Origin of the sequence: Caballeronia sp. J97 (assembly GCF_905220305.1) — a bacterium.
In the GTDB taxonomy this organism is placed as follows: domain Bacteria; phylum Pseudomonadota; class Gammaproteobacteria; order Burkholderiales; family Burkholderiaceae; genus Caballeronia.
The window spans coordinates 12,096-33,210 of record NZ_CAJMZL010000052.1; the positions used below are offsets into that span (position 1 = coordinate 12,096).

Annotated in this window: 22 protein-coding genes; 17 read left to right on the forward strand and 5 right to left on the reverse strand. The window is 64.9% G+C overall.

All coding sequences use genetic code 11. The features are described from left to right. Nucleotides 1–194: 194 nt before the first annotated feature. The gene (locus tag U4Y90_RS34550) at nucleotides 195–734 is read right to left on the reverse strand and encodes a TlpA disulfide reductase family protein (protein ID WP_321801472.1); all 540 of its coding nucleotides are present in this window, start codon (nucleotides 732–734) and stop codon (nucleotides 195–197) included. An 18-nt stretch (nucleotides 735–752) separates the two neighbouring features. Further along, on the reverse strand, nucleotides 753–1,400 hold the full coding sequence (locus U4Y90_RS34555; RefSeq protein ID WP_321801474.1) for a UDP-N-acetylmuramate--alanine ligase: 648 nt from the start codon (nucleotides 1,398–1,400) through the stop codon (nucleotides 753–755). 201 nt (nucleotides 1,401–1,601) lie between these two features. Here U4Y90_RS34555 and mpl point away from each other — a divergent pair, with 201 nt between their 5' ends. From mpl to pyrF, 16 genes are all read left to right on the forward strand, one after another. Further along, on the forward strand, nucleotides 1,602–2,996 hold the full coding sequence (gene mpl, locus U4Y90_RS34560) for a UDP-N-acetylmuramate:L-alanyl-gamma-D-glutamyl-meso-diaminopimelate ligase (RefSeq protein WP_321801476.1): 1,395 nt from the start codon (nucleotides 1,602–1,604) through the stop codon (nucleotides 2,994–2,996). Further along, a complete protein-coding gene (locus tag U4Y90_RS34565) occupies nucleotides 2,993–3,592 on the forward strand; it encodes a YqiA/YcfP family alpha/beta fold hydrolase (RefSeq protein ID WP_321801478.1) in 600 nt (199 codons plus the stop codon). Before mpl ends, U4Y90_RS34565 begins: the two co-directional genes overlap by 4 nt. Nucleotides 3,593–3,674: 82 nt before the next feature. Continuing rightward, complete coding sequence (locus U4Y90_RS34570) at nucleotides 3,675–5,729, forward strand: ribonuclease catalytic domain-containing protein (RefSeq protein WP_321801480.1); 2,055 nt, start codon at nucleotides 3,675–3,677, stop codon at nucleotides 5,727–5,729. After that, nucleotides 5,726–6,574: a shikimate dehydrogenase gene (gene aroE, locus U4Y90_RS34575; protein WP_321801482.1), complete on the forward strand. Its 849-nt coding sequence runs from the start codon at nucleotides 5,726–5,728 to the stop codon at nucleotides 6,572–6,574. Before U4Y90_RS34570 ends, aroE begins: the two co-directional genes overlap by 4 nt. Next, the gene (gene mtgA / locus U4Y90_RS34580; RefSeq protein WP_321801484.1) at nucleotides 6,574–7,335 is read left to right on the forward strand and encodes a monofunctional biosynthetic peptidoglycan transglycosylase; all 762 of its coding nucleotides are present in this window, start codon (nucleotides 6,574–6,576) and stop codon (nucleotides 7,333–7,335) included. The genes aroE and mtgA overlap by 1 nt, the downstream gene beginning before the upstream one ends. 348 nt (nucleotides 7,336–7,683) lie before the next feature. Next, entirely contained in the window at nucleotides 7,684–8,625 is a 942-nt protein-coding gene (locus U4Y90_RS34585; protein ID WP_321801485.1) for an IclR family transcriptional regulator, read from the forward strand. Continuing rightward, the gene (locus U4Y90_RS34590) at nucleotides 8,622–9,596 is read left to right on the forward strand and encodes a 2-dehydro-3-deoxygalactonokinase (protein WP_321801486.1); all 975 of its coding nucleotides are present in this window, start codon (nucleotides 8,622–8,624) and stop codon (nucleotides 9,594–9,596) included. The genes U4Y90_RS34585 and U4Y90_RS34590 overlap by 4 nt, the downstream gene beginning before the upstream one ends. 16 nt (nucleotides 9,597–9,612) lie before the next feature. Next, nucleotides 9,613–10,290 carry a 2-dehydro-3-deoxy-6-phosphogalactonate aldolase gene (locus tag U4Y90_RS34595; protein ID WP_321801488.1) on the forward strand — a complete coding sequence of 226 codons (678 nt, stop codon included), beginning with the start codon at nucleotides 9,613–9,615 and terminating at the stop codon, nucleotides 10,288–10,290. Beyond that, nucleotides 10,287–11,066, forward strand: coding sequence for an SDR family oxidoreductase (locus U4Y90_RS34600; RefSeq protein WP_321801489.1), 780 nt, complete (start codon nucleotides 10,287–10,289; stop codon nucleotides 11,064–11,066). Before U4Y90_RS34595 ends, U4Y90_RS34600 begins: the two co-directional genes overlap by 4 nt. Nucleotides 11,067–11,199: 133 nt before the next feature. Beyond that, nucleotides 11,200–12,207 carry an arabinose ABC transporter substrate-binding protein gene (locus tag U4Y90_RS34605; protein ID WP_321801491.1) on the forward strand — a complete coding sequence of 336 codons (1,008 nt, stop codon included), beginning with the start codon at nucleotides 11,200–11,202 and terminating at the stop codon, nucleotides 12,205–12,207. Between the two features lie 56 nt (nucleotides 12,208–12,263). Beyond that, a complete protein-coding gene (gene araG, locus U4Y90_RS34610) occupies nucleotides 12,264–13,778 on the forward strand; it encodes an L-arabinose ABC transporter ATP-binding protein AraG (RefSeq protein WP_321801493.1) in 1,515 nt (504 codons plus the stop codon). Nucleotides 13,779–13,796: 18 nt separating this feature from the next. Then, entirely contained in the window at nucleotides 13,797–14,813 is a 1,017-nt protein-coding gene (araH, locus tag U4Y90_RS34615; RefSeq protein ID WP_321801495.1) for an L-arabinose ABC transporter permease AraH, read from the forward strand. Between the two features lie 160 nt (nucleotides 14,814–14,973). Beyond that, the gene (locus tag U4Y90_RS34620; RefSeq protein ID WP_321801497.1) at nucleotides 14,974–15,762 is read left to right on the forward strand and encodes an SDR family oxidoreductase; all 789 of its coding nucleotides are present in this window, start codon (nucleotides 14,974–14,976) and stop codon (nucleotides 15,760–15,762) included. Further along, nucleotides 15,753–16,640: an SMP-30/gluconolactonase/LRE family protein gene (locus U4Y90_RS34625; protein WP_321801498.1), complete on the forward strand. Its 888-nt coding sequence runs from the start codon at nucleotides 15,753–15,755 to the stop codon at nucleotides 16,638–16,640. The genes U4Y90_RS34620 and U4Y90_RS34625 overlap by 10 nt, the downstream gene beginning before the upstream one ends. Before the next feature lie 88 nt (nucleotides 16,641–16,728). Further along, nucleotides 16,729–17,832, forward strand: a complete 1,104-nt coding sequence (locus U4Y90_RS34630) for an aldose 1-epimerase (protein ID WP_321801500.1) — start codon at nucleotides 16,729–16,731, stop codon at nucleotides 17,830–17,832. 74 nt (nucleotides 17,833–17,906) lie between these two features. Further along, nucleotides 17,907–18,719 (forward strand): orotidine-5'-phosphate decarboxylase, encoded by an 813-nt coding sequence (gene pyrF, locus U4Y90_RS34635; RefSeq protein WP_321801502.1) that lies wholly within the window; start codon nucleotides 17,907–17,909, stop codon nucleotides 18,717–18,719. 15 nt (nucleotides 18,720–18,734) lie between these two features. On the opposite strand, the gene U4Y90_RS34640 is transcribed toward pyrF, so the two are convergent. Genes U4Y90_RS34640 through thiL form a run of 3 tightly spaced genes read right to left on the reverse strand, consistent with a single transcriptional unit; the run spans nucleotide 18,735 to nucleotide 20,797 of the window. Continuing rightward, nucleotides 18,735–19,235, reverse strand: coding sequence for a CinA family protein (locus U4Y90_RS34640; protein ID WP_321801504.1), 501 nt, complete (start codon nucleotides 19,233–19,235; stop codon nucleotides 18,735–18,737). Between the two features lie 28 nt (nucleotides 19,236–19,263). Beyond that, nucleotides 19,264–19,809, reverse strand: a complete 546-nt coding sequence (locus U4Y90_RS34645; protein ID WP_321801506.1) for a phosphatidylglycerophosphatase A — start codon at nucleotides 19,807–19,809, stop codon at nucleotides 19,264–19,266. Next, complete coding sequence (thiL, locus tag U4Y90_RS34650) at nucleotides 19,799–20,797, reverse strand: thiamine-phosphate kinase (RefSeq protein ID WP_321801507.1); 999 nt, start codon at nucleotides 20,795–20,797, stop codon at nucleotides 19,799–19,801. Before thiL ends, U4Y90_RS34645 begins: the two co-directional genes overlap by 11 nt. Nucleotides 20,798–21,051: 254 nt before the next feature. Between thiL and U4Y90_RS36230 the strand changes: the two genes are divergently transcribed. Beyond that, on the forward strand, nucleotides 21,052–21,115 hold a 64-nt coding region (locus tag U4Y90_RS36230), incomplete at its 3' end, for a hypothetical protein (RefSeq protein ID WP_415749449.1).

Sequence of the window (21,115 nt, forward strand, 5' to 3'; positions counted from 1 at the left end):
TTGTGCGGAATTGGGCGCACTTTAGCGCTGTTTAGAGAATTTTGTCTAGTTTTACTGTGCGGGCCACTCCTAAACTGCGGGAGATATTACCGCCATGCTTGTCGCGACAAGCCGAATTTCCTGCAAGATCAGGGTATTGCGCTTTAACTCGCAGCTTACGTGCAATAAGGCGCTGCCTACTGGCTGCGGATTTTTTACAGGCCGTCGAGGGTATGTTTGAGTTCGGCCGGATCGACTTCCCCCAATTTCGTCGAGCGAATCTGCCCTTTTGAATCGATGACCACGGTGAAAGGCAGGCCACCCGCATTGTTGCCGAAGCTACGCGCAAGATCCGCGCCGCCGAACCCGGTCACATAGACGGGATACGACACCGGCACTTTCTTCAGGAAGTCGTTGACGTTCTTTTCGCTATCGACGCCAAGTCCGATGAACGTGATGCCTTTTTTCTCGTATTCGCGCTGCATCGCGGCGAGCGTCGGCATTTCCTTCACGCACGGCCCGCACCAAGACGCCCAGAAATTGACGACGACCGGTTTGCCCTTGAACGCGGCGAGCGGTTGAGAAGTGCCCATTGCGCCCGGAGGCGTCGCTTTCCAGAGCTGGTCGACGGCGTTTCCGCTCGCTTGGGTCGCAGCCACGGTATCGCCGCCGGTGAACAGATGCCCTGCATAGAAACCGCCGACGGTCGCGGCGACCGCGACCGCGAGGGCCGCCAGAATGCGTGTGCTTTTCATGAGCGTCCAGAAAAAAGATCAGCCGCCGATTTCCAGCGGCGGGGCATCAGGATGATCGAGCAGCGTGCGCACGGCCGCCGCGTTCGCGCGCGCGAGGCGTCCGCGGCCGTCCGCCCGCACCGCGCCGCGCAGGTCGTCGGGACCGTAGAGCGCGATATGCACGCCGATCGGCTCCTCGTCGCGCACCCGATGCAAAAAACTCAGCGTCTCGACGTAGCCGCGTCCGGCGAAATGCCGCGTCTCCGACACGTCGTATTGCACATTCGCGTTCAACAGATAAATCGCGACTTCCTTCGGATTGTCGCAAAAGCATTGCAGATGGATATCGGAATGCTCGCCCGCCGTGCCGTTGAGCACCGCGCCCGTCAGATACGGATCGAACGGTTTCAGGCGCTCCATCCAGTCGAGCGCTGCTTCGCGCATGCGCCGCAACACGGCCGGTTGGCTGTCGCTCTGGAAGAGCGCCTGATACTCGCGGATTTCCTCTTCGATCTGGTCGTTATCGGGCAGGAACTCGCCGCCGATCTTGCTCTCGCCGACGACCTGCCGCGCCGCCTTGCGCTTCGCGGTGGAGTAGTCGAGGCCGTCCTCGGCGATCATCCTCGCGGCGGCAATCGCGATTTCCTCGCGCACGCGCTGCGGATCGAAATGTGATTTGCGAACCATGCCGGAATGATACTAGATAAGCTCGAGCCGCCCTTTTGCGGACTCGGTGCGGCAGGCTCGCGCCGGCGAAAGAGCGCTTAGCCTGCTCGGTTACAATATGCGCCTTCAGGCGCCTTTCTGCACGGGTTTGCCCTTAGGTTCACCCGTACGGCGCCGTTCCTGTTTCCGCATCTCAATCGCCCGCGCGGCGCGACACGGTTTATGCATATCCATATCCTCGGCATCTGCGGCACCTTCATGGGCGGACTTGCTGTCCTCGCGCGCGAGGCGGGCCACAAGGTCACCGGCTGCGACGCCGGCGTCTACCCGCCGATGAGCACCCAGCTCGAAGCGCAGGGCATCGAATTGATCGAAGGTTACGGCGTCGAGCAGCTCGCGCTCGAACCGGACCTGTTCGTCATCGGTAACGTAGTGACGCGCGGCAATCCGCTGATGGAAGCCATCCTGGATCGCGGCCTGCCGTACGTGTCCGGCCCGCAGTGGCTCGGCGAGCATGTGCTGAACGGCAAATGGGTGCTGGCGGTGGCCGGCACGCACGGCAAGACCACGACGAGCTCCATGCTGGCGTGGCTGCTCGAAGACGCGGGCATGAACCCCGGCTTTCTGATCGGTGGCGTGCCGCTCAACTTCGGCATTTCCGCGCGCTTGACCGATTCGAGCTTCTTCGTCATCGAGGCCGACGAGTACGACACCGCGTTCTTCGACAAGCGCTCGAAGTTCGTCCACTATCGCCCGCGCACGGCGGTGCTCAACAATCTCGAATTCGATCATGCCGATATCTTCCCCGATCTCGCTACGATCGAAACGCAATTTCATCATCTGGTGCGCACGGTGCCGGGCATCGGGCGCATCGTCACGAACGGGCGTGAGGCTGCGCTCGAACGCGTGCTCACGCGCGGTTGCTGGTCGGGCGTGGAGCGTTTCGGCGTCGATGGCGGCTGGCAGGCGCTGCCCGCCGAGCAGGGCGCGGCCGTCGACGAACGGTTCGCCGTGTATTGGGAAGGCAAACGTCAGGGCGTCGTCGATTGGCAGGTGCAGGGCGAGCACAATCGCATGAATGCGCTCGCGGCGATCGCGGCGGCGCGCTCGGTCGGCGTGCCGCCGGCGCAGTCGGTGAAGTCGCTGTCGAGCTTCCGCAACGTCAAGCGGCGCATGGAAGTGAAGGGCAGCGTCGACGGCGTCACCGTCTACGACGACTTCGCGCATCACCCGACCGCGATCGACACGACCGTCGCCGGGTTGCGCACGCGCATCGGCGACGCCCGCATTCTCGCCGTGCTGGAGCCGCGCTCCAACACGATGAAGCTCGGCACGATGAAGGCGCAATTGCCCGCGAGTCTCTCGGGCGCGGATCTGGTTTTCGGCTACGGCGCGCGCGAAGGCCGCGACAAGCTAGGCTGGAATCTCGCCGAGGCGCTGTCCCCGCTCGGCGACAAGGCGCGCGCATTCGACGAAATCGAACCCCTGGTGAAGGCGGTCGCTGCCGCCGCGCGGCCGGGCGATCACGTACTCGTGATGAGCAACGGCGGCTTCGGCGGCGTTCACCAGAAACTGCTCGACGCGCTCTCGGCGCGTGGCGCAGGAGGACACTCGTGATTCTCTATCTGCACGGCTTTCGCTCGTCTCCCCAGTCGTTCAAGGCGCGCGTGATGCATGCGCGCCTCGCGGAACTCGGGCGGCTCGGCGAATGGCAGTGCCCGACGCTGCCGGTGTCGCCGTGCGATGCCGTTGCGCTGGCGGAATCGCTGGCCGCGGGCGAGCAGATGGCCGACGTGACCGTCGTCGGCAGCTCGCTCGGCGGCTACTACGCGACGTATCTCGCGGAAAAGCACGGCTGGCGCGCCGTGCTGCTCAATCCGGCGGTCGTGCCGCAGCGCGATCTGAGCCATTTTCTCGGCGAACAGCCGCTGTGGCATGGCGGTGGCAGCATCAACGTATTGCCGCGCCATCTCGACGAACTGCGCGCGCTCGCGGTCGAGTCGATCACGCGGCCCGAGCGCTACTATCTGATCGCGGCGACGGGCGACGAAGTGCTCGATTACCGCACGATGCTCGACCACTATCCCGGCGTACGAACCACGCTGATTCAGGGCGGAGATCACGCGATCAGCGATTTCCCGGCTTATCTCGCCGATGTCATCGCGTTCTGCGATCAGGCGTCGCCGCCGCTCGTCACGCCGGCGGCGGCATGACACCGGCGTCACACTAATTCAACCACCGGCGCGCGGATGACAGTCGAGCGCGGCCCGGTCCACCGTTTTACGAGAGTATTGAGTGAACGTTTTCTTCGAGGAATCGGGTAGTTTCAAGGCCGGATCGGTGTTGTCGAAACAGGGCGACGCGTTTCAGGTCGAGTTGCCGGGCGGCCGGCGCGCGAAGGTGCGCGCGAAAGACGTGCTGATCGAATTCGAAAAGCCCGCGGCCGGCGACCTGATGCAGGAGGCCGACGCCATCGCGCAGGAGATCGATCTCGACTTCCTGTGGGAATGCGCGCCCGACGAGGAATTTCCGTTCGCGGCGCTCGGCGCGGACTACTTCGGCGACAAGTTCGGCCCCGCTGAACGTGCGGCGCTCGTTCTGCGCATGCACGGCGCGCCGGTCTACTTCCGGCGCAAGGGGCGCGGCCAGTATCAGCGCGCGCCGCAGGAGCAGTTGCAGATGGCGCTCGCATCGCTCGAGCGCAAGCGTCAGCAGGCGCTCGTGCAGCAGGGCTACGAAGAGGAGCTGAAGGCGGGCAAGCTGCCTGACGCGCTCAAGGGCAAGGCGATCGGCCTGCTCACGAAGCCGGACAAGAATTCGATCGAATACAAGGCGCTCGAAGCGGCGGCGGCCGCGCGCGGCATCTCGCAGGCGCGTCTGATGCTCGAATGCGGCGGCATCGCCTCGCCGCGTCAATTGCACGAAGCGAAGTTCCTCTCGGAGTTCTTTCCGCACGGCACCGGTTTTCCTTCGGTGCAACCGGGACCGCTGCCCGAGGATTTACCGCAAGCCGACGTCGAAGCCTTCTCCATCGACGATGTCACCACGACCGAAATCGACGACGCCTTCTCCGTCGAACATCTTTCCGATGGCCGCGTGCGCGTGGGCATCCACATCGCCGCGCCGGCGCTCGGGATCGCGCGTGGCGACATGATCGACGCGATCGCGCGCGGGCGTCTTTCGACCGTCTACATGCCCGGCGACAAGATCACCATGCTGCCGGACGATGTCGTCGACGTGTTCACGCTCGGCGAGGGCGGGCTGCGCCCGGCGCTGTCGCTGTACATCATCGTGAATCGCGAGACGCAGGACATCGTCGCGACCGAGACGCGCGCCGAGCGCGTGTTCGTGAAGAGCAACCTGCGCCACAACCATCTCGACGAGTTCGTCACCGAAGAAAGCCTCGCGGCCGGCACCGGCGATTACCCGCACAAGGAAGACATCGCCGTGCTGTGGCCGCTCGCGCAGGCGCTGTTCGAAAAGCGCCAGCAGGCGCGCGCGAGTTACGGCCTCAAGCGCGAGGTGCAGCGCAACAACGATTTCAATTTCTATGTCGATGGCGAGCACATCACGATCACGCCGCGCCGTCGCGGTTCGCCGCTCGATCTGATCGTCGCGGAGCTGGCGATTCTCGCGAACTCGTCGTGGGGCGCGTTCCTCAACGATCACGGCGTGCCGGGCATCTATCGCTCGCAGCGCGGTTTTGGCGGTCCGGGCCCGAAGCGCACGCGCATGCAGACGACGCCCGCGCCGCACGAAGGCCTCGGCGTCGCGCAATATGCGTGGAGCACGTCGCCGCTGCGCCGTTATGTCGATCTGGTGAATCAATGGCAACTGATCGCGTGCGTGCAGCATGGCGTGACGGCCAAGCTCGCCGCACCGTTCAAGCCGAAAGACGCGGATCTTTTCGCCGTCGTGCAGGGTTTCGACGACACCTACACCGCCTATGCCGATCATCAGCGACGCATGGAGTATTTCTGGTGCCTGCGCTGGCTCAGGCAGGAGAACAAGAAACATGTTCCGGCATCGGTCATCAAGGACGACCTCGTGCGTCTCGAAGAGATTCCGCTGATCCTGCACGTGCCCGGTCTGGGCGTGCACGCGCGCGGCACGCGCGTGATGCTCGAAGTCGTGTCGATCGACGAGTTGACGGTCGAAGCGTCGTGCCGTCTGCTGCAGGTGATCGATGCGCCGTCCGCGACCGCGCCGGTCGAGGAAGACGAAGCGGAAGAGGAGATCATCGAGTCGACCGATCTCACCGCCGAAAGCGAAGCGGAAGCGCAAGCCGAAGCGTCGCAGCCTGCGCCGCCCGGCGACGCGCAACAATCCACCGAGCCGACCGGATCATGAGCCAGAAAGACCAATACGCGGTGATCGGCAATCCGATCGAGCACAGCAAATCGCCGTGGATCCACGCGAAATTCGCCGCGCAGACCGGCGAGCCGATCGAATACGGCCGCATTCTCGGGCCGCTCGGCGGCTTCGAGCGCGAGGTGAAAAACTTCATCGCGTCGGGCGGGCGCGGCATGAACGTCACTGTGCCGTTCAAGCTCGAAGCGCACGCGCTCGCGGATTCGCTGTCGCCGCGCGCGGCGGCGGCGGGCGCGGTCAACACGCTGGCCTTCGGGCCCGACGGCGTGCGCGGCGACAACACCGATGGCGTCGGGCTCGTGCGCGACATCGAAGTGAATCTCGGCGTAAGCCTGAAGGGTGCGCGGATTCTGCTGCTGGGCGCGGGCGGCGCTGCGCGCGGCGTCGTGCTGCCGATCTTCGATCGGGCGCCGGCCGCGCTCACCATCGTCAACCGCACGGCGGCGAAGGCGCATCAGCTCGTCGATCAGTTCGCGGGTAGCGCGGCCGAATGCGGGGTGCGTTTCTCGGGCGGCGGCGCGGACAGCGCGGAAGCCGGACAGTACGACGTGATCGTCAACGCGACCGCGGGCAGCCTCGACGCCGCCTTGCCCGATTGCGACGACAGTGCGTTCGGCGCCGGCACGCTCGCCTACGACATGATGTACGGCGCGCAGCCGACCGTCTTCATGCAGCACGCGTCGAAGCTCGGCGCGCGCGCGGCAGATGGCCTCGGCATGCTGGTCGAGCAAGCCGCCGAATCGTTTTTCATCTGGCGCGGCGTGCGCCCGGATGGCGGCGCGGTCCTGCGCGAATTGCGCGCGGCGCTCGCGGCCAAAGCCTGATGACCACCGCGCCGCTCGGCAGCCGCACGCCTTCGGGCACGCCGCGCGTGCGCCGCGCGGTGCGGCTCGGGCCGGCGCGCTGGATAGCCTACGGCTTGTCGGTGATGGGCATCGCGTTCATTGCGACGCAAATCTGGTTCTTCGCGCAGATCGGCATCTGGACCGTCGTGAATCCCGGCCCGACCGCCTTCATGCGCGCCGACGCCTGGACGCTCGCGAAGACGCATCCCGGCATATCGCTGCAACGCACCTGGGTGCCGTACGACCAGATTTCGCGCAACCTGAAGCGCGCGATCATCGCGTCCGAAGACGCCAACTTCGTCAACAACAACGGCTATGAAACCGACGCCATTCTCCAGGCGTGGGAAAAGAACAAGGCGCGCGGGAAAATCGTCGCGGGTGGCTCGACCATCTCGCAGCAACTCGCGCGCAATCTCTTTCTGTCGCGTGAAAAGAGTTATGTGCGCAAGGCGGAGGAACTCGTCATCACATCGATGCTCGAGTTCTGGATGGACAAGGAACGCATTTTCGAGATCTATCTGAATTCGGTCGAGTGGGGCAATGGCGTGTATGGCGCGGAAGCGGCGGCGCAGCATTACTTCAAGACCTCGGCGGCGAAACTGACGGCCTGGCAGAGCGCGCGCCTCGCCGTGATGCTGCCGCGTCCCAAGTATTTCGACGACCATCGCAACTCGCCGTATCTGTCTCAGCGGGCAGGCGTCATCGCGCGGCGCATGGGTGCGGCGGAACTGCCGCAGTGAAATTTAGTTGGTCAAGCTAAACGTTATAAAGCCCTGATTATTCAGGGCTTTTTTGTTTTTGACTCGCTGTTTATAAGCAACTTTTATCCCATTATGTGAGCGCGTCGATCACATATTGAATAATTCAAAGAGCCGGAACTACAATCCGACCAGAGCCTGAAATGGCCCCTGCGTGCGACGACCGCGGCCAGCTCCGGCGCGCACGACCAGAACAATGGAGACACGTCATGCACTCGATCGCGTGCCCGCATTCGCGGGCCTCTTCGCACGGTTCGTACGCTCGTTCGCTCGCCGCCGCACTCGCGCGCGCCATCCGACACACATCGTGATCGACGAGAGACCCGCGCCATGACCAAATTCCAGAATCCGGAAACCGACGCTGTGGAAGCGCAAGCCGCGCACGCGAGCGGCCCGCGCGCGAAGCAAGGCGGCGCGAACGGCACGAAGCCCATGCCCGATCCCGATTCGATCGCACTGCCGAGCGCGCTCGTCGACGTCACGCCGCAGCAGGCCGGCACGCAGACGCTGTTGCGCGGCCTCGCGATTCTCGAAGCCGCCGCGAACGGCGCGCGCGATCTGCGCGCGTTCGGTGCGGCGCTCGGCACGACACGCAGCACGACGCATCGGCTCGTGAGCTCGCTCGTGCAGGCGCGTTATCTGCGCCAGGTGCAGGGCGGCTATCTGCTCGGGCCGAAGCTCATCGAACTGGGCACGATCGCCCTCGAACAGATGCCGCTCACGGCGGTCGCGCGCCCGCATCTGCAGGCGCTCGCCGAGCACACGCACGACACCATTCACCTCGGCGTGCGCGACGGCGACGACGTCCTCTATATCGACAAGATTCCCGGCACGCGCGGGCTGGAGATGCGCTCGCGCGTCGGGCATCGCATGCCGCTCGCATCGACGGGCATCGGCAAGGCGATGATGCTCGACCTCGAAGCGAACGCGTGGAAGAAGCTGCTCGAAGCGTCGCATCGCGCGCTCGCGAAAACGAGCTTCAAACCCGACAACCGTCCCGATTTCGACACCTTCCAGCAGCGCATGACGCGCTATTCGCAAGGCGGCTTCACGTTCGATCTCGAAGAGAACGAGGCGTCGATCCGCTGCGTGGCCGCGCCGGTGCGCGACGCGTCGGGCGCGATCGTCGCGGCGTTGTCGGTGGCGAGCACCATTCCCTACATGCCGCATGAACGCATGGAAGAGCTGATTCCGGTCGTGCAGCGCGAGGCGCGCGCGATCTCCGAAGAACTCGGCTGGCGCGCGCCGCAGGTACGCAGGATCAAGCGATGAGCGCATCCGTGGCCAAGCCCGCACTCATCGCGCTCGACTGGGGCACGACGTCCCTGCGCGCCTATCTGCTCGCCGCCGACGGTCTCGCGCTCGACTCGCGCGCATCGGCGGCAGGCATCATGAATCTGCCCGCGGGCGGCTTCGATCAGGCGTTCGACGAAACCTGCGGCGCGTGGCTCGATGCCCATGCGGATTTGCCGGTCATCGCGGCGGGCATGGTCGGCAGCGCGCAGGGCTGGGTGGAAGCGCCGTATGTCGCAACGCCGGCAGGCGCCGATGCGCTCGTCGCGGGCATCGTCAAAGTGAAGACGGCGCGCGGCGTCACGGTGCATGTCGTGCCGGGCGTGCTGGAGCATGGCGAGTTGCCCAACGTGATGCGTGGCGAGGAGACGCAAATCTTCGGCGCGCTGGCGAGCGAGCCGTCGCTCGGGGCATCGGGCGGCGCGCTGATCGGACTGCCGGGCACGCATGCGAAATGGGCGTTCGTCGCCGATGGCCGCATCGAGCGCTTCTACACCTTCATGACGGGCGAGACCTTCGGCGCGCTGCGCGATCACACGATTCTCGGACGCACGATGCACCCGGCCGCGACACCCGACGAACAGGCGTTCCGGCGCGGCGTCGATACGGCGCGCGATAGCGGTCATCCCGGCGTGCTTGCGACGATCTTCAGCACGCGCACGCTCGGTCTCACCGGCCAGCTGACGGCGGAGCAGCAGTCGGATTACCTGTCGGGACTGCTGATCGGGCACGAATTGCGCGGCCTGAACGAAGTCCTGGCGCGCGAACGCTCCACGCTCGCGGGAAAGACCTTGCGCCTCATCGGCAACGACGCGCTTTGCGACCGCTATCGTGCCGCGCTCGTGCGCTTCGGCTGCCACGATGCCGCGACGATCGCGCACGCCACCGAGCATGGCCTTTATAAAATCGCCGCGCTGGCCGGGTTGGTCGCGGGCTTGCGCGCCGCCTGAGAAGGAGTCAAACCACATGCAGCCCCCCATCACTCTGCCCGCGCCGTATGGCATGCACGCCGGTCTCGCGAAGGCGTTCGCCGCGTGTCCGCTGATCGCGATCCTGCGCGGTGTGACGCCCGCCGAGGCCGCCGATCACGCTCGCGCGCTGTATGAAGCGGGCTTTCGCATCGTCGAGGTGCCGCTGAATTCGCCGCAGCCGTTCGACAGCATCGCGGCGATCCGTCAGGCGCTGCCCGCCGATGTGATCGTGGGCGCGGGAACGGTGCTGCATCCGAGTTACGTCGACAGCGTGAAGGCCGCGGGCGGCGAGCTCATCGTGATGCCGCACAGCGACGCCGATGTGGTGCGCGCCGCGAAGGCGCAGGGTCTCGCGTGCGCGCCGGGCGTCGCGACGCCGAACGAAGCGTTTCTCGCGCTGAAGATCGGCGCGGACGTGCTGAAGATGTTCCCCGCCGAGCAGCTCGGACCGACGGTCACGAAGGCGTGGCGCGCGGTGATCGCGCAAGAAGTGCCGCTCGTGCCGGTAGGCGGGATTTCGCCCGACAACATGGGCCCGTTTCTGAGCGCGGGCGCGAACGGCTTCGGCCTCGGTTCCGCGCTGTACAAGCCGGGCCAGAGCGCGCAAGTCACCGCGCGGCATGCGAAGACCTTCGTCGACGGACTGGCCGTTGCGCGAGGCGACATCAAATGAACCGGCTCGCCGGCAAGGTGACGATGGTCACGGGCGCGGGACGCGGCATCGGCGCTGCGATCGCGCTGGCGTTCGCGCGCGAGGGCGCAGCGGTGGCGCTGGCGGAGCTCGACATCGACACGGCGCGCGCGACGGCGCAACGCGTCGCATCGGAAGTGGACGGCGCGCGCGCGATCGCGGTGCGCACGGACGTCACGCAGAGCGCATCGGTGAAAGAGGCGGTCGCGCAAACGGAAGCCGCGCTCGGCCCGATCGACGTGCTCGTGAACAACGCCGGCATCAATGTGTTCTGCGATCCGCTCACGATGACCGACGACGACTGGCGCCGCTGCTTCGCTGTCGATCTCGACGGCGTATGGAATGGCTGCCGCGCGGTGTTGCCGGGCATGGTCGAGCGTGGGCGGGGGAGCATCGTGAACATCGCGTCGACGCACGCTTTCAAGATCATTCCGGGCTGCTTTCCGTATCCGGTGGCGAAGCACGGCGTGATCGGACTGACGCGCGCGCTCGGCATCGAATACGCGCCGAACAACGTGCGCGTCAACGCGATCGCGCCGGGTTACATCGAAACGCAACTGACGCTCGACTGGTGGAACGCGCAAGCCGATCCGAAAACCGCGCGTCAGGCGACGCTCGACCTTCAGCCGATGAAGCGCATCGGCCAGCCGCAGGAAGTCGCGATGACGGCGGTGTTCCTCGCGTCGGACGAGGCGCCGTTCATCAACGCGAGCTGTATCACGGTCGATGGCGGGCGCTCGGCGCTGTACCACGACTGAACAACAACGAACCACCGAAAGAATGACGCACTGGCCGCTGTGCGGCATCGACCAACAAAAAAAGCGGCCACACACCTTCGTAGCGCCCGCGTTCGGGCATTTTTCGACATCGGAAAAAGTCGGGAGACAAAAAATGAAACGCAGACTGTTCCTCACGCTGATCGCCGCCGCCACGGCAACGAGCGCGTCCATGATCGCGGCGCCGGTCGCGCAGGCCGCCGACGAGGTCAAGATCGGCTTCCTCGTGAAGCAGCCGGAAGAGCCGTGGTTCCAGGACGAATGGAAGTTCGCGGAAATCGCCGCCAAGGAGAAGGGCTTCACGCTCGTGAAGATCGGTGCGCCGTCGGGTGAGAAAGTGATGAGCGCAATCGACAACCTCGCCGCGCAGAAGGCGCAGGGCTTCATCATCTGCACGCCGGACGTGAAGCTCGGGCCGGGCATCGTCGCGAAGGCGAAGGCCGACAAGCTCAAGATGATGACGGTCGATGACCGTCTCGTCGACGGTTCGGGCAAGCCGATCGAAGCCGTCCCGCACATGGGCATTTCCGCCTACAACATCGGCAAGCAGGTGGGCGACGGCATCGCAGCGGAAATCAAGAAGCGCGGCTGGGACATGAAGGATGTCGGCGCGATCGACGTGACCTACGAGCAGTTGCCGACCGCGCATGACCGCACGACCGGCGCGACCGATGCGCTCGTCGCCGCCGGCTTCCCGAAGGCGAATATCGTCGCCGCGCCGCAGGCGAAGACCGACACGGAGAACGCGTTCAACGCCGCGAACATCGCGCTGACGAAGAACCCGCAATACAAGCACTGGGTTGCTTACGGCCTGAACGACGAAGCCGTGCTCGGCGCCGTGCGCGCGGCGGAAGGCCGCGGCTTCAAGGCGGACAACATGATCGGCATCGGCATCGGCGGGTCGGACTCGGCGTTGAACGAGTTCAAGAAGCCGAACCCGACGGGCTTCTACGGCACCGTCATCATCAGCCCGAAGCGCCACGGCGAAGAGACGTCCGAGTTGATGTACGCGTGGATCAAGGACGGCAAGGCGCCGCCCCCGCTCACGCTCACGACCGGCATGCTGGCTACGCGCGAGAACGTGGCGTCGGTTCGCCAGCAGATGGGACTGGCGTCGAACTAAACGTGCAATGGCGGGCCGCGTCCGACGATGCGGCCCGCGCGTAAATGGGAGGCGATGTGTCAGCGACGCTGCGTTTTGACAATATCGGCAAGGTGTTTCCAGGCGTGCGCGCGCTCGACGGCGTGTCGTTCGACGTCAACGCCGGCGAAGTTCACGGCCTGATGGGCGAGAACGGCGCGGGCAAATCGACTTTGCTCAAGATTCTCGGCGGCGAGTATCAGCCCGATTCGGGGCGCGTGCTCATCGACGACAAGGAAGTGCATTTCGCGAGCGCGGCGGCTTCGATCGCGGCGGGCATCGCGGTGATTCATCAGGAATTGCAGTACGTGCCGGACCTGACCGTGTCCGAGAATCTGCTGCTCGGCGCGCTGCCGAACCGGCTCGGCTGGGTTGACAAGCGCAAGGCGAAAGCTCACGTGCGCGAGCGGCTCGCGGCGATGGGCGTCGATCTCGATCCGAACGCGAAGCTGCGCAAGCTTTCGATCGCGCAGCGGCAGATGGTCGAAATCTGCAAGGCGCTGTTGCGCAACGCGCGCGTGATCGCGCTGGATGAACCGACGAGTTCGCTGTCGCATCGCGAGACGGAAGTGCTGTTCAAGCTCGTGCGCGATCTCAAGGCGGACAACCGCGCGCTGATCTACATCTCGCATCGCATGGACGAGATTTACGAGCTCTGCGATGCATGCACGATCTTCCGCGACGGCCGCAAGATCGCGTCGCATCTGACGCTCGCGGACGTGCCACGCGAGACGCTGGTGCAGGAAATGGTCGGCCGCGAAATCAGCGACATCTATAACTATCGCGCGCGTGCGCTGGGCGACGTGCGCTTCGCCGTGAACGACGTGCAGGGCGATGCGTTGAGCGCGCCCGCGAGCTTCGAGGTGAAGCGCGGCGAGATCGTCGGTTTCTTCGGGCTCGTCGGCGCGGGACGCAGCGAACTGATGCACCTCGTCTACGGCGCGGACAAGAAGAAGGGCGGTTCCTTGTCGCTCGACGGCAAGGAAATCAAAGTCCGCAGCACCGGCGAGGCGATCCGCCACGGCATCGTGCTGTGTCCGGAGGATCGGAAGGAAGAGGGCATCGTCGCGATGGCGACCGTCGCGGAGAACATCAACATCTCGTGCCGGCGTCATTACTTGCGCGGCGGGCTGTTTCTCGATCGCAAGAAGGAAGCGCAGACGGCGGAACGCTTCATCCAGTTGCTGAAGATCAAGACGCCGAGCCGCAAGCAGCGCATCCGTTTTCTTTCGGGCGGCAATCAGCAGAAGGCGATTCTGTCGCGCTGGCTCGCGGAGCCGGATCTGAAGGTCGTGATTCTCGACGAGCCGACGCGCGGCATCGATGTCGGCGCCAAGCACGAGATCTATAACGTGATCTATCAGCTCGCCGAGCGCGGCTGCGCGATCGTGATGATTTCGTCGGAACTGCCGGAAGTGCTCGGCGTGTCCGACCGGATCGTCGTGATGCGGCAGGGGCGCATCGCGGGCGAATTGCCGCGCGAGAAGGCGAGCGAGCAGGCGGTGCTGAGTCTCGCGCTGCCGCAGACGGACCGTGTCGCGCAGGCGGCATAAAGACAAGAGGAGCGAATCATGGAAGCAAGAGAAAACATCGTGGGGCAGGCGACGGAAACCGTTGCGAACGCGCTGATCCCGCAAAAAAACGACAAGCAAAAGTGGTGGCAGCAGATCACGGAGTACAGCCTGATCGTGATCTTCGTGGTGATGTTCCTGACGATGTCGCTGACCGTCGATCACTTCTTCTCGATCGAGAACATGCTCGGTCTCGCGCTGTCGATTTCGCAGATCGGCATGGTCGCGTGCACGATGATGTTCTGCCTCGCGTCGCGCGATTTCGACTTGTCGGTCGGCTCGACGATCGCATTCGCCGGCGTGCTCTGCGCGATGGTGCTCAACGCGACGGACAACACCGCGATCGCGATTGTCGCGGCGGTGGCCGCCGGTGCGGTGATCGGCTTCGTGAACGGCGCGGTGATCGCCTATCTGCGCATCAACGCGCTGATCACCACGCTCGCGACGATGGAGATCGTGCGCGGGCTTGGGTTCATCGTGTCGCACGGGCAGGCGGTGGGTGTGTCGTCGGATACGTTCATCGCGCTCGGCAGCCTGTCGATGTTCGGGATTTCCCTGCCTATCTGGGTCACGCTTGCGTGTTTCATTATTTTCGGCGTACTGCTCAATCAGACCGTGTATGGACGCAATACATTGGCGATCGGCGGGAATCCTGAGGCTTCGCGGCTGGCCGGTATCAATGTCGAGCGCACGCGCGTCTGGATCTTCTTGATTCAGGGCGCTGTTACTGCACTGGCCGGCGTCATTCTCGCTTCGCGGATTACGTCGGGGCAGCCGAATGCTGCTCAGGGCTTCGAACTGAACGTGATTTCGGCTTGTGTGCTTGGGGGCGTTTCGCTGCTGGGCGGGCGTGCGACGATTTCAGGGGTCGTGATCGGGGTGCTCATTATGGGAACCGTCGAGAACGTGATGAACCTGCTTAATATCGATGCGTTCTATCAGTACCTCGTGCGCGGGGCTATCTTGCTTGCTGCGGTGTTGTTGGATCAATTGAAGAATCGTGGGGCGAGGGATTGATTGGGGTGGTGGGTGGGGGGCTTTGGGGCTTCGTGAAATCCTGCTTTCTTTTCGGTCTATTGGCGTTGCCCCGCACAGGGGCAACGCCAATAGACCGACACGAATACGGGATCACGAAAACAGGCTTCCTCGAAAGCGCAACAAACGAGACAAACCCCACATGACAACGACCGAAAAGCAACTCGCAAGCTACCCCAGCCTGCAAGGCAAAACAGTCCTGATCACCGGCGGCGCGACCGGCATCGGCGAAGGCTTCGTCGAGCATTTCTTCGCTCAGGGCGCGAAAGTCGCCTTCTTCGACATCGACACCAACGCCGGCGAAGCGCTCGCCGACCGCCTCGGTGCTGCTCTGCAGCAAGACCGGACACGCCCGATGTTCCTCAACGTCGACCTGACCGACATCGACGCATTGAGAAAGGGCATCGCAGATGTAAGAACCGCCTTCGGCCCGATCGGCGTGCTCGTGAACAACGCCGCCAACGACAAGCGCCACGCGATCGAGGACGTGACACCCGAGTCGTACGATGCGGGCATCGCGGTCAACATACGCCATCAGTTTTTCGCGGCCCAGGCCGTGATCGACGACATGAAGGGCCTCGGCGGCGGCTCGATCATCAACCTGGGCTCGATCAGCTGGATGCTCAAGCAAGGCAACTTTCCCGTCTACACGACGTCGAAGTCGGCAGTGCAGGGCATGACGCGCGGCCTCGCGCGCGATCTCGGCAAGTTCGGCATCCGCGTGAATACGCTCGTGCCAGGCTGGGTGATGACCGAAAAGCAAAAGCGTCTGTGGCTCGACGAGGCCGGCAAGGAAGCGATCAAGCAAGGCCAGTGCATCGAAGGGGAATTGCTGCCCGTACATCTCGCGCGCGCGGCGCTTTTCCTCGCATCGGATGACAGCAGCATGATCACGGCGCAGGACTTGATCGTCGACGGAGGATGGGCCTGATGAATCCGACTCGCGCGCAACTTCTCATCGACAGCCAATGTTCGCTCGGCGAAGGCGCGACGTGGTGCGCCGCGAGCGGCCGCTTCTGGTGGACCGATATCGAAGGCAACACGTTGTGGCGCCACGATCCGCGCGACGGCGCGAGCGAATCGTTCGCGATGCCCGAGCGGCTCGCCTGCTTCACGCCCTGCGCCGATGCGCGTTTCCTGCTGCTGGGTCTCGCGTCGCGGCTCGCCTTCTATGAGATCGCGACGGGAAACATCGAAACCATCATGGAAGTCGAAGCCGATCTGCCGACGCGCCTCAACGATGGCCGCTGCGATCGCGAAGGGCGCTTCGTGTTCGGCACGAAGCACGACGTGGACGACGCGCAGGCAATCGGCGGGTTTTATCGGCTCAACGCGAATTTGTCGCTGGAACGCCTGCCGCTCGCCGATTGCGCGATCTCGAACAGCATCGGCTTCTCCCCGGACGGCGCGACGATGTACTACTGCGATTCGCCGACGCGCCAGATCCGCGCGTGCGACTATCCGACATTCGACAACGACCGCGTGTTCGTCGAACTGACGGACAAGACCGGCGTGCCCGACGGCTCGATCGTCGATGCCGAAGGCGGCTTGTGGAACGCGCAGTGGGGCGGCGCGCGCGTCGTGCGTTACGGACGCGACGGACGCGAGACGGCGCGCATCGACGTGCCGAGCGCGCAGCCGAGTTGCGTCGCGTTCGGCGGCGCGGACTTCGGCACGCTGTATGTGACGAGCGCGCGCATCGGTCTCTCCGATGACGCGCTGAAAAGCGACGCGCACGCAGGCGGCGTGTTCGTCGCGACGCCCGGCGCGCGGGGCCTCGCGGAAGCCGTATTCGCGGGCAAGGTGTAACGAAAAAGCAGCGAGGCGGCGCGCGATCGATGCGCCGCCCGACACCCCCGGCGACGCCGGTTCTTCGCCTCTCGATGGAGCACGAGTCATGGCTGTTGCGCGCACAGAGCAAAGACCGAATCCTGCATCGACCTCCAAGGCATCGGCGAACGCCCGCCGCTCGAGGCTGGCCGCCGCCACCGAACCACCGGTCCGCCCCGGCCCGAGCACCGCGGTCGTCGCAATGGGCGGCCCCGATGTCGACGGCTGCATCACACTCGTCAACGCGCATTTGCGGCTCGAACTCGCGCCGTCGCTCGGCGGCGGCATCACGCGCTTCGACTGGCGGCACGAAGGCGCGCTCGTGCCGATCTTCCGGCCGTGCGTCGAACCGGGTCCGGACACGGATCCGAATCAGCTCGCGTGCTATCCGCTTCTGCCGTATTCGAACCGCATCGGCAACGGGCACTTTCAGTTTTCAGGCCGCTCGATCGACGTGCCGTGCAATCGCGCAGGCGAACCGTTGCCGCTGCATGGCGATGGCTGGCTCGGCGCGTGGGAAGTCGCGGAGGCAACGTCCGCGCGCGTGCGTCTGACGCTCGATCGCAGCGACGGCAAGCCCTATGCGTTCCGCGCCGCGCAGACTTACGCGCTCGAGGAAGCGACGCTCGTCGTGACGCTCGGCGTCGAAAACACCGGCGACGAAGCGCTGCCCTTCGGTCTCGGGTTGCATCCGTTCCTGATGCGCGAGGCGGACACGGAGTTATCGGCGGCGGCGGGCGGCGTATGGCTCTGCGGCGACGACTGGCTTCCGGTCCGGCACGTGCCGGCGCCGCCCGCTTGGCAATTCGGCGTCGCGTATCCGATGCCCTCGGAAATGGTCAACAACGCGTTCACCGGATGGAGCGGCCGCACGAGCGTGCTGTGGCCGAAGCGCCGCCTGTCGCTCACGATCGCCGCCGATACCGATTACTACGTGCTGTACGCGCCGCCCGGCGAGAGCTTTTTCTGCTTCGAGCCGGTCGATCATCCGATCAACGCGGTGAATCTGCCCGGCGGCGGCGAAGCGAACGGGATGACCGTGCTCGAACCGGGCGAACGGCTATCGCGCGAGTTCCGATTCACGGTCGAGCGCACCGGGGAAGCGACGCGGCGTGGCAGGCCGCGCACGCGAGCGGGGGCGAAGGCGCGGGCGCGCGACGCATCGCGCTGATGCGAGGAAGCCGATAAGAGCGCGATGCCGCGCACGTTAAAATGCGTGGCATCGACGTTCAACGAAATTCCGCCATGTCCTTCATCCAGACTCTCAACGCCGCGTGGTCGCGGACTCAATCCCTTCTGTGCGTCGGCCTCGACCCGGAACCGACGAAGTTTCCCGACGCGCTCAACGGCCGCGCCGATGCGATCTTCGAGTTCTGCAAGACCATCGTCGATGCAACCGCCCCGTATGTGTCGTCGTTCAAGCCGCAGATCGCCTACTTCGCGGCGCATCGCGCGGAAGATCAGCTGGAAGCGCTGATTGCGCATATTCACGAGAAGCACGCCGGCATTCCGGTGATTCTCGATGCGAAGCGCGGCGACATCGGCAGCACGGCGGAGCAGTACGCGAAGGAAGCGTTCGAGCGCTACAAGGCCGATGCCGTCACGGTCAATCCCTACATGGGCTTCGACTCGATCGAACCGTACCTCGCGCATGAAGGGCGTGGCGTGATCGTGCTGTGCCGCACGTCGAACGCGGGCGGCTCGGACCTGCAATTCCTCACGACCGATGGCAAGCCGCTGTATCAGGTCGTCGCGCAGCTTGCGGCCGGTAAATGGAACGCGAGCGGCCAGCTCGGACTCGTCGTCGGCGCGACGTTTCCGAAGGAAATCGAAACCGTGCGCGGGATCGTCGGCGACATGCCGCTGCTGATTCCGGGCATCGGAGCGCAGGGCGGCGATGTCGAAGCGACCGTGCGCGCGGGCCGCACCGCGAACGGAACGGGCATGCTGATCAATTCGTCGCGGGCGGTCATCTACGCGGGCAAGGGCGACGACTACGCGCAAGCCGCGGCCGATGCCGCGAAAACGACGCGCGATACGATCAATCAGTATCGGTGATTCGAACGCGCGGGCTCACCGCTCGCGCTGATCCAGAAAATCCAGCAGTTTGCGCAATGCATGGGCGGCCGCCTGCGTTCTCACCTGCTCGCGGTCGCCCTTGAAATGCTGCGTCTCGATCTGCGTATGCAGACGATTGCTCCATCCGAAGCACACGGTTCCGACCGGCTTCGCCTCACTCCCGCCCGCCGGCCCGGCGACACCGGTGATCGATACGGAAACCTGCGCGCGGCTGTTGCGCAGCGCGCCTTCGGCCATCGCCTTCGCGACGGGCTCGCTCACTGCGCCGTGCTGCTCGATCAGCGTCGCGGGCACCCCGATCATCTCGATCTTCGCGAGATTCGAATAAGTGACGAAGCCGCGCTCGAACCACACGCTGCTGCCCGAAATATCCGTGATGGCGGTCGCGACCATGCCGCCCGTGCACGACTCGGCGGTTGCGAGCATCAGCCGTTCGTCGCGCAGCTTGTTGCCGACGCGGATCGCAAGTTGGTGAACGACGGTGTCGGTTGGCATGGCGGTGTTCTCGATGGATGGGAAAAAATCAGACGGTCATGCGCCAGAGCGCGATCACGAGCAGCGTGAAGAACGCTGCGACCAGGTCATCGAACATGATGCCGAAGCCGCCTTTCAAACGGCGATCGAAATAGCGGATGGGCGGCGGCTTCACCATGTCGAAGAAGCGGAACACGATGAACGCCCACAACTGGCCGGTAAATGTTGCGGGCGTGACGAGCAGCAGCACGAGCCAGAACGCGACGATCTCATCCCACACGACCGGCGACGGGTCCGCGATGCCCATCTTCTTCGCGGTGAAGCCGGTGAACCAGCAGCCGGCGATGAAGCCGACGACGATCAGCGCACCCCATTCCGCGACCGTCAGATGCGGGTTGAACACGACGAACGACACCCACGCGAACAGCGTGCCGACCGTGCCCGGCGCGACCGGAGAAAGCCCGCTGCCGCAGCCGAGCGAAAGAATATGAAGCGGATGGGTGAGCATGAAGCGCGCGCTCGCCTTGCGTGGTGCGGCGCGCGGCGCAGTGCGCGAATCGTTCGATTCGCCCGCGAGAGTCGGGTCAGTCTGCATGGAAATGATCGAAGCCTTGCAACGTCAGAGAGAGCGGGGCGCCCGAGGCATCGCGCCAGGCGATCTCGGACGTACCGGATGACTCGATTGTACCGATGCGGGTCAGCGGCACTTTCACCCCTGTCGCGATATTCGCGAGCGCTTCGCGCGCACCGGCGGGCGCGGTGAAGCAGAGCTCGTAGTCGTCGCCACCGGCGAGCGTGCACTGGCGGCGCGCGGCTTCGGGGAGCGCGCGCACGGCGTCCGAGCACGGCACGGCATCGGCATCGACGACGGCGCGCATGCCCGAGCGCTTCAGGATGTGCATGAGATCGCCCGCGAGACCGTCGGAGATATCGAGCGCCGCGTGCGCCACGCCGCGCAACGCGAGACCCAGCGCGACGCGCGGCTCGGGCCTCTCCAGCGCGCGCGTCCAGGCGGCGGCGACGGCGTCGTCGGCCGCGCGCCATTCGCCCTGCATCATGCCGAGGCCCGCGCGCGCATCGCCGAGTGTGCCGGACACCCAGATGTCGTCGCCGGGCTGTGCGGCGTCGCGGCGCAATGCGGCGCCATGCGGCACGTCGCCGAATACCGTGATGCAGATGTTGAGCGGGCCACTCGTCGTATCGCCGCCGACGAGCGCGCAGTCGTGACGTTCGGCAAGCGCGAAGAGGCCGTCGCTGAACGCTTCGAGCCACGCTTCGTCAGCGCGCGGCAACGCGAGCGCGAGCGTGAAAGCATGCGGCGCGGCGCCCATCGCGGCGAGATCCGACAGATTCACCGCGAGCGCCTTGTGGCCGAGCGCGCGAGGATCGACATCCGGAAAGAAGTGGCGGCCTTCGACCAGCATGTCCGTCGAAATGGCGAGCTGATGGCCGGCGGGCGGCGCGATGAGCGCGCAGTCGTCGCCGATGCCGAGCGGCGTCGCGGCCTCATCGTGCTGACGTGGCGAGGGCGCCGTCGCGCGGCGTGCAAAGAAACGGTCGATCAGAGAAAACTCGGAGAGCATCGTCGGCGAAAGGTAGTTTTTTGTGCGCTGCAAGATGAAAACGTGGTATTGCGCAAAAGACCGCGCAAATGTCCGCCTCGTGTCTCGAAAATGTCGGGTGTCGCGCCGCGAGCCTTGCCCCACGGAGCGATCAGACCTTTTCCAGTCATGGCACTTGTAGCCGAAATGCATGGAGCGCCGTCCGAAACCGCCCCTGATTGGCGCTACAATGCGTTCGAACTCCCATTCTAAATCCCGCACTGCTAGCCCGCCTTATGACGACTGACGCCAATACCAAATTGCGCGAAGCTGCGCTCGACTATCACGAATTCCCCGTTC

Coding starts and splice junctions, on each gene's coding strand:
- U4Y90_RS34550 (WP_321801472.1), bottom strand. CDS start 734: ATGAAAAGCACACGCATTCTGGCGGCCCTCGCGGTCGCGGTCGCCGCG.
- U4Y90_RS34555 (WP_321801474.1), bottom strand. CDS start 1,400: ATGGTTCGCAAATCACATTTCGATCCGCAGCGCGTGCGCGAGGAAATC.
- mpl (WP_321801476.1), top strand. CDS start 1,602: ATGCATATCCATATCCTCGGCATCTGCGGCACCTTCATGGGCGGACTT.
- aroE (WP_321801482.1), top strand. CDS start 5,726: ATGAGCCAGAAAGACCAATACGCGGTGATCGGCAATCCGATCGAGCAC.
- mtgA (WP_321801484.1), top strand. CDS start 6,574: ATGACCACCGCGCCGCTCGGCAGCCGCACGCCTTCGGGCACGCCGCGC.
- U4Y90_RS34585 (WP_321801485.1), top strand. CDS start 7,684: ATGACCAAATTCCAGAATCCGGAAACCGACGCTGTGGAAGCGCAAGCC.
- U4Y90_RS34590 (WP_321801486.1), top strand. CDS start 8,622: ATGAGCGCATCCGTGGCCAAGCCCGCACTCATCGCGCTCGACTGGGGC.
- U4Y90_RS34595 (WP_321801488.1), top strand. CDS start 9,613: ATGCAGCCCCCCATCACTCTGCCCGCGCCGTATGGCATGCACGCCGGT.
- U4Y90_RS34600 (WP_321801489.1), top strand. CDS start 10,287: ATGAACCGGCTCGCCGGCAAGGTGACGATGGTCACGGGCGCGGGACGC.
- U4Y90_RS34605 (WP_321801491.1), top strand. CDS start 11,200: ATGAAACGCAGACTGTTCCTCACGCTGATCGCCGCCGCCACGGCAACG.
- araH (WP_321801495.1), top strand. CDS start 13,797: ATGGAAGCAAGAGAAAACATCGTGGGGCAGGCGACGGAAACCGTTGCG.
- U4Y90_RS34620 (WP_321801497.1), top strand. CDS start 14,974: ATGACAACGACCGAAAAGCAACTCGCAAGCTACCCCAGCCTGCAAGGC.
- U4Y90_RS34625 (WP_321801498.1), top strand. CDS start 15,753: ATGGGCCTGATGAATCCGACTCGCGCGCAACTTCTCATCGACAGCCAA.
- U4Y90_RS34630 (WP_321801500.1), top strand. CDS start 16,729: ATGGCTGTTGCGCGCACAGAGCAAAGACCGAATCCTGCATCGACCTCC.
- pyrF (WP_321801502.1), top strand. CDS start 17,907: ATGTCCTTCATCCAGACTCTCAACGCCGCGTGGTCGCGGACTCAATCC.
- U4Y90_RS34640 (WP_321801504.1), bottom strand. CDS start 19,235: ATGCCAACCGACACCGTCGTTCACCAACTTGCGATCCGCGTCGGCAAC.
- U4Y90_RS34645 (WP_321801506.1), bottom strand. CDS start 19,809: ATGCAGACTGACCCGACTCTCGCGGGCGAATCGAACGATTCGCGCACT.
- thiL (WP_321801507.1), bottom strand. CDS start 20,797: ATGCTCTCCGAGTTTTCTCTGATCGACCGTTTCTTTGCACGCCGCGCG.